A 16,321-nucleotide genomic window follows, 5' to 3' on the forward strand; every position below is an offset into this window, starting at 1 on the left:
CGCGCCTCGCCCTCTTGGCAAGGCCGCGCGCTTTGCCAAAACTACAGCGCGAGTGCAAACAGGCGGGTGACTTGGCGCGTCCGGCGCGGCGGGAACCCGAGGGAGGACGAGATGCGGGGATGGAAAGCGGTGCTTGCCGGGATCGGCGGGCTTGTCGTGGTGGCGGTGCTCTACGCGGTAATCGTGCCGCCGGAACTGCTGCGCGTCGGCGCTGGCTATAGCGCGAAGATCACCTGCTCGGCGGAAGCGCTGCAAGGCCGTGACCCCGATGAAGTTCTCGAAACCGATGTGCAGGCGCCGGGCAACCCGTTGCTGCGCGCCTTCTGGGTCAGCACGGATCGCCGGGCAGGCCGGGTCCGAGCCGCCTTCGCCGGGATCATCGCGCCCACGACCGCCGAGGAGCGCGTGGGCCTTGGCTGCGCGACCTACCCCGATGGCAATCTGGCCGACGCCGGCGATCAAAGCGCCCCGCCCGCGCCGGGGCCCAGCAAAAGCGCCGCCCTCTGGCCGACGGGATCGAAAACCGACCTGACCGGGCAAGGCCGCTTCGATGCGGTTTTGCGCGACGATGCACTGACCGGGCCGGGGATGCGCGCGGTGGTGGTGATCAAGGATGGCAAGCTGGTGGCCGAACGCTACGGCGATGGCTTCGATGCCGCGACGCCGCTTCTGGGCTGGTCGATGACGAAGACCGTCACTGCGGCCCTTATCGGCACCGCGATCGAGGCGGGCAAACTGCGGATGGACCAAAGCGATCTGCTGCCCGAATGGCAGGGCGACGACCGTGCGAAGATCACCGTCGCGCAGCTGATGTCGATGTCGAGCGGGCTGCGCTTCAACGAGGATTACGGCGACGTCTCGGATGTGACGCGGATGCTCTATCTCGAGCCGGACATGGCGGAATTCGCGGCCTCGCAGCCGCTCGAACATCCGCCGGGCACTCATTTCAGCTATTCCAGCGGCACCGCCGTGCTGCTCTCGCGCATCTGGCAAGATGCGGTGGGCGACACTTCCACCGCGCTCGCCTGGCCGCGCCGCAAGCTGTTCGATCCGCTCGGAATGAGCTCGGCTACGCTCGAGAGCGACGCCTCCGGGACCTTCGTGGGCAGCTCCTACCTCTACGCCACCGCGCGGGACTGGGCGCGCTTCGGCCAGTTCCTGCTACAGGATGGCAAATGGGATGGTCGGCAATTGCTGCCCGCCGAATTTGTGCAGCGGATGCATGCGCCCGCCCCGACCGACGGGGTCTATGGGCAGGGCATGACATGGCTCGCGGGGCCGAGCAATCAACAGAAAGCGGGCGATGACGCGCGGTTCGGGCTGCCTGCCGACACCTATTGGCTCGAGGGGCATGACGGGCAGACCGTCACCGTGATCCCCTCGGCCGATATGGTCGTGGTGCGGATGGGACTGACGCCGTCGGACCTGAACTACCGCCCACAGAAGCTGGTGGCGGCACTGCTGGACGCGGCGAAGGCCACGGCTCACGCTTCGTCGAACATCCCCTCGAACAGCGCCGAAGACAGGTAACGCTCGCCCGAATCCGGCAGCACGACGACGATGGTCTTGCCCGCATTCTCCGGTTCGCGCGCGAGGCGCAGGGCCGCAGCCGCAGCCGCGCCGCAGGAGATCCCGGCGAGGATACCCTCCTCGCGCGCCAACCGCCGGGCGGTCTCGATCGCCTCGTCATTGCTGACCTGCTCGATCCGGTCCACCAGTTCCATGTCGAGCACTTTCGGCACGAAGCCCGCCCCGATGCCCTGGATCTTGTGCGGACCGGGGTGCAGCGCCTCGCCTGCGCGGGCCTGCGTGAGAACGGGGCTGGCCTCTGGCTCGACCGCGACCGAGATCACAGGCAGACCCTTTTCCTTTTTCAGATAGCGCGAAACGCCGGTGATCGTGCCGCCCGTGCCGACGCCCGCGACGAAGATATCGACCACGCCATCGGTATCCTCGAAAATCTCCGGCCCCGTGGTCTTCTCGTGAATCTCGGGGTTCGCGGGGTTGTTGAACTGCTGGAGCAACACGTAGCGGTCGGGATCGGAGGCGGCGATCTCCTCGGCCTTGGCGATCGCACCCTTCATGCCCTGCGCGCCTTCGGTCAGCACGAGCTTCGCGCCATAGGCCAGCAGCAGCTTGCGCCGTTCGATGCTCATCGTGTCGGGCATGGTCAGCGTGATCGGGATGCCGCGCGAAGCGGCGACGAAGGCCAGCGCGATCCCGGTGTTGCCCGAGGTCGGCTCGACGATCTCCTTGCCGGGACCGAGCACGCCGCGTTCCTCCGCGTCCCAGATCATGTTCGCACCGACGCGGCACTTTACCGACCACGCCGGGTTGCGCCCTTCGATCTTGGCCAGAACGGTCGCGCCCGCGCCTTCGGTCATGCGGTTGAGCCGCACCAGCGGCGTGTTTCCGATGCTGAGCGAATTGTCTTCGTAAATACGTGGCATGCGCGCGCTCCCTTCCTGTCGTTTGCCGCGCCATCAAAGAGCAACACGCGCGGAAGGGAAAGACGAAAGCCTCGCATCGCTGCGAGGCTTCCACTTCTTTACCGGGCAACTGGCAGCACCCGGAGCTTTCCGAACGCCGTTACGAGAAGGCCAAATCCGGCGGACAGTACGAGCCGTGTCCGTCATAATCGTCATCCTTGTGTCCGCGACCGCGGCCGCCATGCGTCAGATCTTCGAGAGACCCCAAATGTTTCAATTTGGGTCGCTCATACCGGATGGCGTCATTTTTGCTTCGAGAATTCTCAATCACCACATATACCCCCACGTTTGATTGAATATAGAAAGGGTTACACAGCTCTGACGAACCACTAGCGGTTTTTGCGGCGATTCAATCCGCGGTTGCGCGCGCATTAAAAAGTCACCCGAAAATGCTTAAAAAACGCGCATTTACGGGCTGGATTCCTGAATTTATCGAAATTGCGATCGGCGGCGGCTGGCCGAAAACCCCTGCGCAAGACACGAGGGAATCGCCTGACCGTCAGCTATTCGCGGCGGAACGTTCTGTTTTCACACACTTAATGCGTGTTAAATTCAGTTACTTACTCTCGGCAAAGTGGCATCTACAGAGGAATGAGCGCGGCCGACAAAGCGCACGGCATTCCGCTTCAGGATCGCCTTCGGCTGGAAATTTCCCGGCACGCCATTCGCCGCAATCCCCGCCTTCTGGAGCGCCTCGATCCGTGCCGAACGCGGTATCCGCAGAACCTCGCCAGCCAGAAATGCGTCTTTCGCCTCTGGCGAGGTTCGGCCCCAGATCGCTCGTTGAAGCCGCGTGATCGACGCCTTGAGATCAAGTTCGCGACGCAGCCACCCCTTGTCGAGGCCCAGATTGCGAGTGGTCGATGTCTCGTTCTCTGCCCACGCGGCCAGCCGTTCGCGACAGACATAGACAGGTTCGGAGATCAGAGCCGTGCGCAGATATTCCTCCAGCGTCGGGATCGTATCGACCTTCACCGCCAGACTGCCCTGCATCTTGCGCGACCAGAACAGCGCACCGTTCGACACGCCGATCGATCCGAAGATCGCCAGATGGACCTCTTCGGGCGTGTAAGTGCGCTCGTCATAGACATCATCGAAGATGCCCTTGTCGCCGAGATAGGCGTTTGGCGTCCGGCTTTCGTGCTCGATGACCTGGCTCAGCATGCAGAGGTTCACTCCCTGCTGGGTGCAAATCTCGTGCCCGCGCGCAAGATATTCCGGGAAGACTTGGTTGTCGTCTTCCAGCATGCAGAAGTAATCGGCCTTGTAGGGGTTCTCCTTGAGAAAGCAGTCATCGAGATTGCGCGTCATGAATTTCTGCGGGCGATTCTGCACGTAGTGAACCCGCGGATCGCCAATCTCTTCGACCATCGCGCGGCCGCTCGCATCGGGGCAGTCATCGCGCACCTCACAAACCCAGTCCTCGAAGGTCTGCGCCTGAAGCGTGCCTATGGCGCGCCGCAACAGGTCGGGGCGCCGATAGGTCGGCATTCGCACGAGCGCTAACGGCATTAGAACACCCTCCTCGTCAAAAAGAGGCCTGACCGACCGCAGCACCCCGGACGTTTACAGTTCGGCATCACGCGATCCTCTCAAACAGGTCCAGAAAGCGCCGAGCGCCGCGCTCGAGGGAAAGCTCATCGAGGATGTATTCGCGCGGCTGATATTCCGGCAACCGCGCCCAGAAGTCCTCGAACCGGTCTTCCATGTTCGCACGCGTCCAACGCAGCCCGCATCGATCGTCAAAATAAGGAACGGCCGAGACTTCCAAGCCTTCGGGGACAAACTTGGCACCGAGCGGGTCGACGAGTTCGCCCTCGTCCCACGCGAAAACCGGAACGCCGGAAGACATCGCCTCCTGATAAGCAAGGCCCTGGGTTTCGTGCTCGGTCACGAAGATCAACGCCCGCCCCTTGGCCAAGGCGCTGCGATACTCGGCCAACTCGTGCTCGCCATATTTCAGCTCGACCGAACTCAGGCCGCGGCGTTCGAGCATGGCCCGCAGCGGCTGCATCGTATCCGCCTCTCGCGCAGCGTGGTTCCAGCGGATCTTGTTGTAGATGACACAGTCGATCTGCTTGCGGTTCTCAGCGAGAAGCGGCCAGCGATCCGTATCGATCCCGACGAACATCGGGGCCATTTTCGCGGCGACCTGCGGTGTATAAAGCCGGATCGGCCATTCCGACGGCTGCGTCACGATCTGGTAGTTCCGCTCGGCCAGCATCGCCTCTGCGCGATCCGGATAGGGAACCCAGCCGGGCCCGAACAGGGTCGGATTGGGCAGATCGACATCGCTCCAGACGGACTGATGACCGGCAATGGCGATCGGTCTGTCCGGTGACCGACGAGCGAGCGCGAAATCATTGATCCGAACGTCATACCCGTTTCGCCGCAGACTTTCCGTCAGGTTCAGGAACGCCGTGAAGAACCCGGTATAGGGCTGCTTTCGCTTCAGCTTGCGGTAGCTGCGCCGCGCAACCCCGCGCAGCTGCGAAAGCTGCCGCCCCAGAGGCATCTCCCAGGCGCGCATCTCGTAACCGTCATAGAAGACGGGAATAACCTTGTTCGTGAAAGCTGCCCCAGCCAACGTCCACCTTCCCCTTCGCGCTGCGATCGCGCCGCAAACCGAAGTGGCTTTTAGGGGATCACATGCCCCGCACGCGACGCCCTATGCACTTCAGATGTCCTCCAAGGGTTTCCATGACGCGCCGCTCCGAGCCAGCCCGCAGGCAATTCCCGCCACTCGTGCAGCCATGGACGCACAATCACTCAGCAGTGAAAGGTGCAAAAGATGCCAAGCGCCTATTCAGCAGGCATTTTATCGACAACCCACTAACGAATTTCCGCAAACCCTAATTCTGAATAGGCAACCAACCGGGTTTTCTCAGAGCGCGCGTCGAAAGAACACTCATTGCGTAAATAGAATCGCTACCGAAGCGCCAAACGACCTCGCTGCAGCGCAGAAAGCGCCGCCGATTATTCGTTCACATTACGCACAGTTTCTAAGCGCCTTGGATATTCGCGCGACGTTTCCGCATGCCGCGCGGCAATTCGGCAAACCTGCCCTCCTTAGCATTTGACCGGAAACTGCGCAGATCGAAGCCTGATTTTGCGGTGGTTGGTTTTCGTCCGCTCCGCGCCGCGTTTCAGGCGATCTGGAGGAAGTTGAATGACTCGAAGTGGGCCCGATGCGAATGTCCCGCCCCTGCAGACTGACGGTCACGCGGACCATGTGCAGATCGGTGACTGCCACGCCGTTGATCGCGCGGCAGCGTGAGCGCAGGGAAGACGGCTTTCAAGATGCGTTTGATCTACCTCGTTCATGACCTCGATGATGCCGCGATCTGGCGACGCGTTCAGATGTTGCGCGCTGGCGGCGCCGAGGTGACACTCGCGGGGTTCCAACGCTCAGCGCGGCCACTGCCGGAGCCTGCGCTCGTCCTCGGGCACACAGCGAATGGGAAAATGGCCCAGCGCGCGCTCTCGGTGCTCAAGGCCCTCCCCGGTCTCGCCAAGCGGTTCCCTACCCTCCAGGAGACAGATGTCATCATCGCTCGCAATCTCGAAATGCTCACGCTCGGGGCGTATCTCAAGCGACGCGCACCGGCGGCACGTCTCGTCTACGAACTGCTCGACGTGCATCGCCTGTTGTCGGGGAACGGTCCGGCGTCCAAGGCAATCCGCGCCATTGAAGCGGCGGCGCTCAAATCCGCCTCGGGCCTTCTGTATTCCTCGGAAGGGTTCAAGCGCGGCCACCCTCAGCCGTTCGAGAGGCTCGCCCCGCATCTGTGCCTGATTGAAAACAAGCCGCTCGCGCTTGATCCGGCAAAGCTTCGCGAACGCACGCGCCCTCTGGAGGGGCCGCTGCAGATTGGCTGGAATGGAATTCTCCGGTGCCGCTGGTCGCTGGACACGCTCGACGAACTCACCCGCAACGCACCGGGACATTTCCGGATCAAGTTGCGCGGACGTCCGGCGCTCGATCAACTCCCGGATTTCCATGAGCGCGTCGCCGCAAATCCTGATCTCGAATTTGGCGGCCCCTATACTGCGCCCGATGATCTTGATGAGATTTACGACGCGGTCGATCTTGCCTGGCTGATCGACCGCTACGAGGCCGGAGAGAATTCGGACTGGCTGCTGCCAAATCGCCTTTACGAAGGCTGCCTGCATGGTGCGGTCCCGGTGGTTCTGTCGGGAACCGAGGTCGCACGACGTACCGAAACTCTCGGCATTGGGGTACAGGTCGCGGAACCGTCGAGCGCGTCGGTCGCGCAAGCCCTTACAGACCTGAGAAATGCGGATCTCCAGAAGCTTCGGCAAGCGGTCGCTGCAAAGCCGCGCTCCACCTGGGAGGCGGGTCGCGCAGAATGCCGCGCGCTCGTGTCGTGGTTGGCCGATCTCCCCACGGCTCGCGCGTCTCGAAAGGGCGCCACGCATCTGCGGGAGGCGCAATCTTGAGCCGCATCCTCATCGTCATCCCCACGCTGAATGAGATCGACCATATCGCCTCGGTCATCTCGACGCTTTTGCCCTTCGCGCGCGCCCAAGACGCGACCGTCATCGTAGCCGACGGCGGATCGACGGACGGGACCTGCGCCGTGGTTGAGGAAATGGCACAGGAAACGCCGCAAATCGTCCTGCTGCACAATCCCGACAAGCTGCAGGCCGCAGCCGTCAACCTCGCCGTGGAGCGTTTCGGCGACGAGGCGGAATGGTTGATCCGTGTGGACGCACACAGCGCCTACCCGAGCGATTTCTGCGAAACGCTGATGAACGAGGCCATCGACACCGGCGCCGACAGCGTCGTCGTCCGTATGCATGCCGAAGGGGTGTCCCCACTACAGACCCAGATCGCGCGGGCTCAGAATTCTCGTTTCGGGAATGGTGGGTCGGCACATCGCGGCGCAGGGGAAGGCCGTTGGGTCACTCACGGACATCATGCCCTGTTTCGGCTGAACGCCTTTCGGTCGGTCGGGGGGTACAACACCACATTCAGCCATAACGAGGATGCGGAACTCGATCACCGCCTGATCCGCGCGGGCTTCAATATCTGGCTGACCGCACGCACCTTCGTCCGCTACTTCCCGCGCAATTCCCTGCGCGATCTCGCGTCGCAATATTTCCGGTTCGGCAAGGGACGCGCCCGCACGCTTGCTTTGCATCGCGAACGCCCGGCGATGCGACAGGCGATCGTCGCGGCTCTGGCACCGGCGCTCGCTCTGGTCGTGCTGGCCCCGCTGCACCCGGTCTTCGCCCTGCCCGCGATCGCTTGGCTTCTGGGCTGCGCGACCGCAGGGCTGGCGATCGCGATCCAGACGAAGCGCCTCGCCAATCTCACGGCTGGCCCGATCGCGGGCATCATGCATCTGGCCTGGTCCGCGGGGTTCTGGGCGCAGATTTTGGGCAATGGCGTGCCAACCATCGGTCGCGGGGTGCCCGAGTGACCAGTCCGAAGCGCAAAGAGAAAATCGGTATCGGCCTGTGCACCTATCGCCGCGACAGCGTGCGCGACACACTCGCCTCGCTTGCCGAGACGCTCCCGCCGGGCCTCGATATCTGCGTCATCGTCGCGGATAACGATCTCGAACCCTCTTCCGAAGACCGGGTTCGTTCGGTGCCGCTTCCCTTCGAACTGCACTATCTTCACGCGCCCGCCCATAACATCTCGATCGCGCGCAATGCAGTTCTCGACGCAGCCGAGGCACAAGACTTGGACTGCCTCGCCTTCCTCGATGATGACGAGCGCGCCCTGCCCGGCTGGCTCCCTGCCCTGATGGAGGCGCGCCAATCCGAAGAGAGCGCCGCGGTGATCGGCCCCGTGCGCGCCTACCACAATGACGCGGCTCCCGAGTGGATGCGCGCTGGCCATATCCACGACACCCTCGCCGAGCACGATAGCGAAGGGCGCGTACGCGCGGGCTACACCTGCAACGTCCTGCTCGACCTGAAACACCCCGCCGTCGCGGGTCTGCGGTTCGATCCCGAATTCGGTCGCAGCGGCGGCGAAGACACGATCTTCTTCGACCAGATCAAGCGCCGCGGCGGGACGCTTTCCTACGCCCCGGACGCTTGGCTCGAAGAGGATGTCCCTGCGGAGCGTGCGACACTTTCGTGGCTTTTGCGGCGCCGCTTCCGCATGGGTCAGACCCATGCCGTTCTGGTCTCGCAGGGCAAGACGTTCGCAGCACGAATGATCGAACTCGGACGCGCCGGCGCGAAAGCGCTCGCCTGCCTCGGGCTTTCGCTGGGCCACGTCACCGACCTCTTGGCGCGCAACCGAAATCTGATGCGCGCGGCCTTGCATATCGGCGTCGTCTGGCGACTTGCCGGCGGAAGCCGAACGGAAATCTATGGCGGAGCATCTACAGATGCCACGCACAACACAGCCTCAAGGCGCAACGCGCGAGGAACGACCTCTTGAGACAGACGCAATTCAAATTCGCAGATACGAGCAACGATCTCGAGCGGCCGATCTCGAAACCGCCCGAAACCGTAACGCTGGGCCAGCTCACGCGTATCCTGCGTCGTCGGCGGTGGTCGATCATCGTTCCCGTCGTGATCCTCGGTATCCTCGGGATCATTTATCTGGCGACCACGCCGCGCAGCTACCTTGCAAATTCGCTGTTGCTGCTGGATGCGAATATCAGCCGTTCGATCGAACAGCTCGGGGCTTCGGAGAACAACAATCTCAGCGAGTCCGCCCTTGAAGATGCCCGGCTGATCATCCGCTCCGACCGGATCTCGCAATCGGTCGTGAAGGAGCTCGATCTTCTCGACAATCCCTCCTTCACGTCGCCGCCGAGCTCGCTGTTTTCCCGGCTGATCGGCGGTGCGATCAATACGATCCGCACACCGATCAACTGGCTGCGCTCGAAGCCCGAACCGAGCGGCACAACCACTCTGACGCCCGAACAGATCACCGCCGCGCGGCAAGACCTCGCCGCGCGCGCCTTGCAGGCGCGCATCGATGTCGGGCGTGTCGGCAGAAGCTCCGTGATCTCTATCAGCTACGAGTCCTACGATCCGGCCATGAGCGCCGCGATCGTGAATTCGCTCGCCGAGGGCTACATCGCCGATGTCCTCAACGCGAATTTCGAAGCGACCGAGCGGACGACGAACTGGATGCAGGACCGGCTGACGGAGCTGCAAAATCAGGCTCAACAAGCCGCGCTGGATGCGGAGACCTTCCGGGCCGAGCATGGGCTCGTATCCTCGCGCGGCGTTTCGATGACAAAGGATTCCGTCGTCCAGCTCAATGCCGAGATGGCCAATGCGGTCAGCGATGTGGCCCGCGCACGGGCGCGCGTCGATACCTACAACCAGATAATTGCCGGTGGGGTCCAAGCCCTCGTCGATGGCGGCTCCACCGGGGTTGGCGGCGGAAGCGACCCTGCCCTGCAGCAGGCCCGCGATACGCTCACCGACTCGCTGGCGATGCTCAATCAGATCAAGACGAACTTCGGCGAAGATCACCCGCAGTATAAGGTGGTAGAGCGGCAGGTTCAGGCCGCTGCGGAACGCCTGTTCACCCTTCTCAAACAAGGGAGCGCGCAGGCGAAGAGCGATCTCTCAAGCGCCGAAGCGAAGGTCGATGCGCTCAAGAACAGCCTCGGCCTCGCGATCGACAGCGACACGAGCTCCGGCACCGTCGAGGTTCAATATAGCGCGCTGCAGCAACGCGCCGACACGCTCTCGACGCTGTACCAGGCGTTCCTGACGAAGTTTCAGGAGATCGAGCAACAGAAATCCTTCCCCGTCTCGAACGTACGGATTCTGACCAAGGCGGACGTGCCGCGCAACCCGGTTGGCCCAAGCACGAAGCGCGCGCTTGCGATCTCGATCGTGCTCGGTCTGATCATCGGGATGATGCTGACGGCCTGGCAGGAATGGCGGGAGCGGTTCCTGCGCACCTCGGATGACGTTCAGGACGAAACCGGCGGACCGTTCCTCGGCTATCTGCCGGAGTTCGAAACGTCGGCGCAGTCGGAACCGGTCCGATCGATCACGAGCACCGCCGTTTTTCAGAACCTGCGGGACGGGCTCGCCGAGAATATCTCGAAACCGAGAAACGGGTCGCATTCGACCAGTGAAAGCGCCATCTACGCCGTGCGCTACCCCAGATCCTTCTTCGCGGAAACCTTGCGCAGCGTGCGGCTCGCCGCAGAAATCCGCGCGCCGGTCGACACCGGGGCAATCGTTCTGGGCGTCACCTCCGCACGTCCCGAGGAAGGCAAATCGACGGTGTCTCTCAATCTGGCTGCCGTGCTCAACATGTCCAATGCACGGGTGCTCTTGATCGATAGCGACATCCGGCGCCCGGGGCTCAGCCAGCGCCTCGACTTCCGCCATGGCGACGGACTTGTCGAAGTGCTCGCCGGCCGCGCGCCTTGGCGCAACTTGGTACGTGAAGTGGAAGGCACCGGTGTGCATATCCTGCCCTGCATTCCGCCGAATGGCTTCACCCACAGCGCCGAACTGCTGTCCTCGCGCGGCATGCGCGAGTTGATTGCCGAGGTGCGCAGCGAGTTCGATTTCGTGATCATCGACCTCGCCCCGCTCGGCGCGATCGTCGATGCGCGTGCCATGATCCCGAACCTCGACACCGTGCTCCTCGTGGCAAGCTGGGGCAAAACGCCGAAGTTGATGCTGAACCGCATCCTCTCGGCCAATGCAGCGTTGCGCGAGCGCCTCTTGGGAACGGTGCTGAACCGCGTGGATATGGAAGACTTGCGTGACTTCGTCGATGTCTCCAGCACCGAGGCCTATTTCGAAGATTACAACGGGTATTTCGGGGATCCGGGAAAAAGCTGGGACAAGCCCGAGATGCGCGGCACAAATACCAACACACGCAACAATTGAATTTCAAATGCTTGACCGGTTATTATCGAGAAGGTAACCGCTGGAGCCCAGCCCAAGTTTCGGAGTGCCAAGCCATGCGCTTGATGCCATTTCTCGTCGTCCTGACTCTTGTCACGATCATCGCTGGCGCGGTCGGGTTTTGGAATGGCATGTCTTTGGGAATGGTCGCGATTTTGTGCATCGCGATCTTCTTTCTCGGTCAGATCCTGTACGTCGGCCTCGTCGCCATCATGACCCGCGAGGAAACGGCCCGGAGAAAGAATCAGGGGCCCGCGCAAGCCGGTCGCGAGGCTTCGGACGACAATACGACGTCGCATGTTTCGCGCGGCGCCTACCTCAATCAGGAAAATCGCTGAGCTTCAGCGCACCGTTTAAGGTCACACCGCGCGGCTCGTGCTGCGTTCGGCATCACGCATTTTCATGAACCTTGCGTCGGGCTTGGTGCGCAGGATCGCAGGTGCACCGCTCTCGACGATCCGACCCTCTTCCAACGCGAAAACCATATCCGCGAATTCGACCATCGAATAACGATGCGCGATCGTGAGGATAGCCATCGGGGTTTCGAACTTCGCAAGGTTCGCCACGATACGGTTCTGACTTTGCCAGTCGAGCGCACTCGTCGCCTCGTCGAGGATCAGCAGCTCGGGCTTTCTCAGCAAAGCGCGTGCCAGCGCGATCCGCTGACGTTCTCCCCCTGACAACAGCACGCCACGCTCCCCCAGCAGAGTGTCGAGCTGCGCGGGAAGCGAGAAGACGAAGTCCGCGGACGCGACGCGGAGGGCTGCCTCCATGTCCTGCTGATCCGCCTCCGGCGCGCCTACCTGCAGAGCTTCGCGCACCGTCATCGGTGGCAGATAGGTGTCCTGCGTGACGTATGAAATCCGGTGCCGCCAGCTCCGAATATCCATCGGATCGAGGTCTTGACCGTCTACGAGGATCTTGCCGGTCTCGGGCCGAATGAGGCCGCAAATCAGATCCGCGATGGTCGATTTCCCGGAGCCCGACGGCCCGATCAGCGCCGTCACCTCGCCCGCGCGAACCGTAAGGCTGACATCTTCCAAGGCACGCGGCAGGCCTTCGCCGTGACGATAGGATACGTTTTCCAGCCGGATCTCGTGCCACGGCGCGCGCGTCGCGATCGGCAATCCCGCTGCAACGTCGCGCTGGCGGATCATCTCACCTTGGACATTTCGGATGTGCTGCCACCCCGGCAAATTCACCAAAAACATCTGCGCCTGCTGCTGAAGCGTCATGAACCGCGGGGCCAGCCGCATCATCACGAGCAGCAAGACCACGATCTCGGAAATCGCGAGGCCGAGCTGCACGAGCGACAGGTAAATGAAGATCACCGCGCCGATCGCTTGGGCGATCTGGAAAATCCCGGAACCCGTCGCGGTGCGCCGCGCGAATTCGCGCGTGTCCGTCCGCTCCATATCGAGGATTGCGTCGAACCCAGCAATCTCCGCCTCTTCGAGGTTCATGGCTTTCGCCGTCTTTAGCCCCGACAGGAACCCTGAGACCGCACGGAACTGGTCGCGACGAAGCCCCTGCAGCTTCACACCGTATTCCGCAGACATTTTCCGGTAAGGCCTGAGCGCGAGAAAGGCGACGACGCCAAATACGGCGGATAACACCGTCATCGGCACCGAAATCATCAGCCCCAGCGCCACGTAGAGCACAAGCGATGCAGAGCCCTGGATAAGCGACATCAACAACATCGATGCCATCCGAACCCGCTCCACCTCGCCGACCAGCGCATGTTCCAGATCGGCGTTGCGCTGGCGGACCAGATGATCCCACCGGCTCTCGGCGATGGCGGAAAACAAACCATGCCGCAAGATCGCGGAGAACCTCAGCTGGATGTCGGTGACATAGACCGTGCGCATTCGGTTGAACAAAGCCTGCAGAATGAGAAAGCAGACGAGCATCGAGAGCAGCACGGCGAGCGGGAGCGTGAAGGCAGGAAGCGTCACGCCCATGAATTCGCGCTCAGTGATCTCAATGATCGGCGCGCCTTCCTCCGAACGGGAGACGAGGCTCAGGATGGGCAGAAGCAGAAGGACGGAAATGCCCTCGCTGAGGCTGCTCAGCATCAGCATGCCCAAGGCGATATAGAGCTTGTTGCCCGCCGCACGACGCATCGTCGTGAAGAGGTTGCGCGCCTCGCTCAGAGACGCTCTGGCGGAGAGAACGTCGCTCAATCCTCGTCTCCGGTCATTGCGCGATCCGAATTCAGATCGGCGCGAATGGCATCCGCGAGGGTGGTCATGGCATCAAGCGTTGCGGGAAGGCGCAGGATGCGGACCTTCACCCGCCCGGCAAGCGCGACGGCGTCCCGGAAATGGCGATTGGCTGGCTCTCCCGACAGCAGGTTCTCTCCGAAGCGTACCCCGTAGGAGAACCGCAGGATCGCGGGCAGCGACTGGCTGGCGGCCACGTCGGCTGTGGAAGCCATCTCGCCCTCTCCGCGTTCGAGGATATAGAGACGCACGGCGGGAGCCGCATATTCTGCCGTCGCATCGCGAGGAAGCTGCACCCGCTTCTTGTCGATTGCCGCATGCACGTCGCCCCGCGCGACGGACTTCTGCGGCCGGTGCGCCTCAAGGGCCGCGTCGGACAGCTTTACCTGTCCGAAGCCCGACAGAACCTCCCCGTCCGGCGTAAAGGCGACGAGGTCATCCGCAAGGAGCTTGCCACCGGCATTCAGCAATGCCGCCGCGGAGGTCGACTTCCCCGTGCCCTTATCCGCCATAAGAACGACGGCCTGCCCCCCGAGGGAGACCGCACTCGCATGCAGAACGAAATGCCCCTGACGTCGAAGCGACTCGAACAGGATCGGGCCAAGCAGCGGAAACGCGATGAGGTCGTCGCTGACACCCTCCGCGGGCTCGCAGAGAATTTCCGTACCGTCGAGATTGACGGAGAAGGCCCCGACGGTTTGCCAGTAGAACCGTGTTTCCGTGGCCCCGAACTCGTACCAGGTCGGCAAAGATCTGGCGTTTTCGGGCAGTTCCACCGGCGCACGGCGAATGCGCAAGCTGCGCGGTTCTGCAACCGAGCCGGGCACGACAGAGGCCAGTTCCGGCAGTTCAATATCGGAAACAACCTGCATGCCATAAGTGCTGTAGGAATATGCGGGGGCGCCAAGCCCCTGCGCGGCTTCAATATGTTCGAGTTCGGTCACGCGTGGACCTCCCTTATCGGTTCTATTCCAGATGCAATCGGTTGGCGGGCGCGTTCTTCCCGCTCGAGCCACATGTCGAGCCAAGCAGCGCGCCAGAGCTGCATGACCTCCAATCCGCCGGCATCGGCGGAGGTGTCGAAAAGCGCCCGCGCGGTCTCTTGAAGGCGCGCGATATTGACGTATGGCTCAAGTCGTTCGGGCGGGTTGTCGATATACCGCCGCAACCGACCCTGCGGGTCCTCGCGCATCGCGCGCCGATTGTTGGCGGTGAAATCGACCTTTGTCGATCTCAATCGGACATGCTCCGGCAGGATGCCTTTCATCGCATCGCGCATCAGCGCGCGCGGCTGTCCGTTCTTTATCTTGTCCACATCGGATCGGTTTACGCAAAGCTCGACGACGCGCCGGTCGTAGAACGGGAACCGCAACTGCAGCCCCAAGGGGCGCGTGGCTCGATCAAGCAGCTCGAACGCGCTCGGCGTCAGATCCCCCGCGAGGGCGCGCGCATGCGTCGCAAACCCAAATGGCATGTCCGAATAGAGTGAGGTGCCCGCGACTTCAGAACGCGCGCGCAAATCCAAACGCGAAACCAGCTCCGGCGCGACGATGCTGAACCAATCCGGTTGGGCCGGATCGCTCGAGCTGAAAAGCCGACGCTGCAACCGACCCGCCAATTTCGCGGCGCTACGGTTTCCGCCGTGGCGCGCATAGGCCATCACAAAGGACGCGACCGCACCACGCCCCCCCGCGAACCCGTGCAGCTTTCTCAGCAACGTCCAAAGCTTCGCCCACTCACCGGACCGGGCGAGTTCGTTGAGATAGGAGAAGGAAGCGCCACCGATGACTTCGTCGCCGCCATGCCCGTCGATCAGAACGGCATGCCCATCCGCGCGCGCCGCGGAACAGATCGTGTGCGTCGTCACCATGCCAAAGCCCGGAAACGGCTGTTGCTGGTTCGTCAGAAAAAGGTCCGAAAGCGTTGGATCGAGTGCTGTTCCAACGCCGCCATTCAACATCTTGGGCCGGAAGTTTCCGGCCTCCAGAACGGCATCGATATATTCGCCCTCATCGAGTTCAGGCGCAGAGGGAAACCGCAGCGAGTAGGTCGGGAAAGGTTCCGACGACAAGCGCGATGCGAGGATCGCCAGCGAACTCGAATCCAGGCCCCCGCTGAGCATCGCGGCGGCGGAGCCTCCGCTCATTGCTTCGCCGGTGGCGTCCGAGAGCGCATCTCGCAAGGCCTCGTCAGTTTGCTCGGCCGCGCTCAGGTCGCGGGGCTCGAGGCTCCACCACGTGCGCGGTGGTGACAGCATGCCATCGCGATAGTGCATCAGCTTTCCCGGAGGCAAGCGGACGATATCTTTCCAAGCCGTGCGCGTCTGATTGGTCAGCTGCCCCGAGAGATGTTCGGTGATCCAGAGGACGTCATGCTCCGGACGGTCTCCGGTCATCGCGATGACGGCTTCGGGATCGCTCGCGACCGCGAGCCCCCGCGCATTGGCCCGGTAGACCACCGGCTTGAGACCAAACCGGTCCCGGACGACAAGAAGAGTTTCGCGCTTCGGATCCCAGATTGCGATCGCGAAAGCGCCCTCGAGCACATGGCCGAGCTCGTCGTCGAAGCGATCATAGGCTGCGGCAACAAGTTCGATGGCAGAGCTGTTCGGCGGCATCGCCAGACGCCGCGCCGTGTCGCGCAGGTGGGTCAGGTCCAGATCGGCCGCGACAAGCGCACCGGTTGCGCTGCGCGTCGTCTGCGGCCCCGACATGAGAACCGAAGACCGCG

The 16,321-nt window shown here is 62.7% G+C and carries 12 protein-coding genes; 6 read left to right on the forward strand and 6 right to left on the reverse strand.

Annotated features, from left to right (window positions below; genetic code table 11):
• The first annotated feature begins 111 nt into the window (after positions 1-111).
• On the forward strand, positions 112-1,530 hold the full coding sequence (locus tag BMI86_RS14470) for a serine hydrolase (RefSeq protein WP_078542019.1): 1,419 nt from the start codon (positions 112-114) through the stop codon (positions 1,528-1,530).
• On the opposite strand, the gene cysK is transcribed toward BMI86_RS14470, so the two are convergent.
• From cysK to BMI86_RS14485, 3 genes are all read right to left on the reverse strand, one after another.
• The gene (cysK, locus tag BMI86_RS14475) at positions 1,485-2,450 is read right to left on the reverse strand and encodes a cysteine synthase A (RefSeq protein WP_078542020.1); all 966 of its coding nucleotides are present in this window, start codon (positions 2,448-2,450) and stop codon (positions 1,485-1,487) included. The genes BMI86_RS14470 and cysK overlap by 46 nt on opposite strands.
• A 591-nt stretch (positions 2,451-3,041) precedes the next feature.
• On the reverse strand, positions 3,042-4,001 hold the full coding sequence (locus BMI86_RS14480) for a glycosyltransferase family 2 protein (protein WP_078542021.1): 960 nt from the start codon (positions 3,999-4,001) through the stop codon (positions 3,042-3,044).
• 67 nt (positions 4,002-4,068) lie between these two features.
• Complete coding sequence (locus BMI86_RS14485) at positions 4,069-5,076, reverse strand: glycosyltransferase (RefSeq protein WP_078542022.1); 1,008 nt, start codon at positions 5,074-5,076, stop codon at positions 4,069-4,071.
• Between the two features lie 713 nt (positions 5,077-5,789).
• On the opposite strand from BMI86_RS14485, the gene BMI86_RS14490 reads away from it, so the two are divergent.
• The 5 genes from BMI86_RS14490 (at position 5,790) to BMI86_RS14510 (ending at position 11,707) form a co-directional block, all read left to right on the forward strand.
• Positions 5,790-6,950: a hypothetical protein gene (locus BMI86_RS14490; RefSeq protein WP_078542023.1), complete on the forward strand. Its 1,161-nt coding sequence runs from the start codon at positions 5,790-5,792 to the stop codon at positions 6,948-6,950.
• A complete protein-coding gene (locus BMI86_RS14495; RefSeq protein ID WP_246831718.1) occupies positions 6,947-7,936 on the forward strand; it encodes a glycosyltransferase family 2 protein in 990 nt (329 codons plus the stop codon). The genes BMI86_RS14490 and BMI86_RS14495 overlap by 4 nt, the downstream gene beginning before the upstream one ends.
• Entirely contained in the window at positions 7,933-8,913 is a 981-nt protein-coding gene (locus BMI86_RS14500) for a glycosyltransferase (protein ID WP_078542024.1), read from the forward strand. Before BMI86_RS14495 ends, BMI86_RS14500 begins: the two co-directional genes overlap by 4 nt.
• Positions 8,910-11,351 (forward strand): GNVR domain-containing protein, encoded by a 2,442-nt coding sequence (locus BMI86_RS14505; protein WP_143594815.1) that lies wholly within the window; start codon positions 8,910-8,912, stop codon positions 11,349-11,351. The genes BMI86_RS14500 and BMI86_RS14505 overlap by 4 nt, the downstream gene beginning before the upstream one ends.
• 74 nt (positions 11,352-11,425) lie before the next feature.
• The gene (locus BMI86_RS14510) at positions 11,426-11,707 is read left to right on the forward strand and encodes a hypothetical protein (RefSeq protein ID WP_078542026.1); all 282 of its coding nucleotides are present in this window, start codon (positions 11,426-11,428) and stop codon (positions 11,705-11,707) included.
• Between the two features lie 21 nt (positions 11,708-11,728).
• Here BMI86_RS14510 and BMI86_RS14515 read toward each other — a convergent pair whose 3' ends face one another.
• Genes BMI86_RS14515 through BMI86_RS14525 form a run of 3 tightly spaced genes read right to left on the reverse strand, consistent with a single transcriptional unit; the run spans position 11,729 to position 16,208 of the window.
• Positions 11,729-13,552, reverse strand: coding sequence for an ABC transporter ATP-binding protein (locus BMI86_RS14515; RefSeq protein ID WP_078542027.1), 1,824 nt, complete (start codon positions 13,550-13,552; stop codon positions 11,729-11,731).
• Positions 13,549-14,535, reverse strand: a complete 987-nt coding sequence (locus BMI86_RS14520) for a hypothetical protein (protein ID WP_078542028.1) — start codon at positions 14,533-14,535, stop codon at positions 13,549-13,551. The genes BMI86_RS14515 and BMI86_RS14520 overlap by 4 nt, the downstream gene beginning before the upstream one ends.
• Entirely contained in the window at positions 14,532-16,208 is a 1,677-nt protein-coding gene (locus BMI86_RS14525; RefSeq protein ID WP_168173862.1) for an asparagine synthase-related protein, read from the reverse strand. Before BMI86_RS14525 ends, BMI86_RS14520 begins: the two co-directional genes overlap by 4 nt.
• Positions 16,209-16,321 lie beyond the last annotated feature (113 nt).

Source organism: Thioclava sp. DLFJ5-1 (genome assembly GCF_002020115.1).
GTDB lineage: Bacteria > Pseudomonadota > Alphaproteobacteria > Rhodobacterales > Rhodobacteraceae > Thioclava > Thioclava sediminum.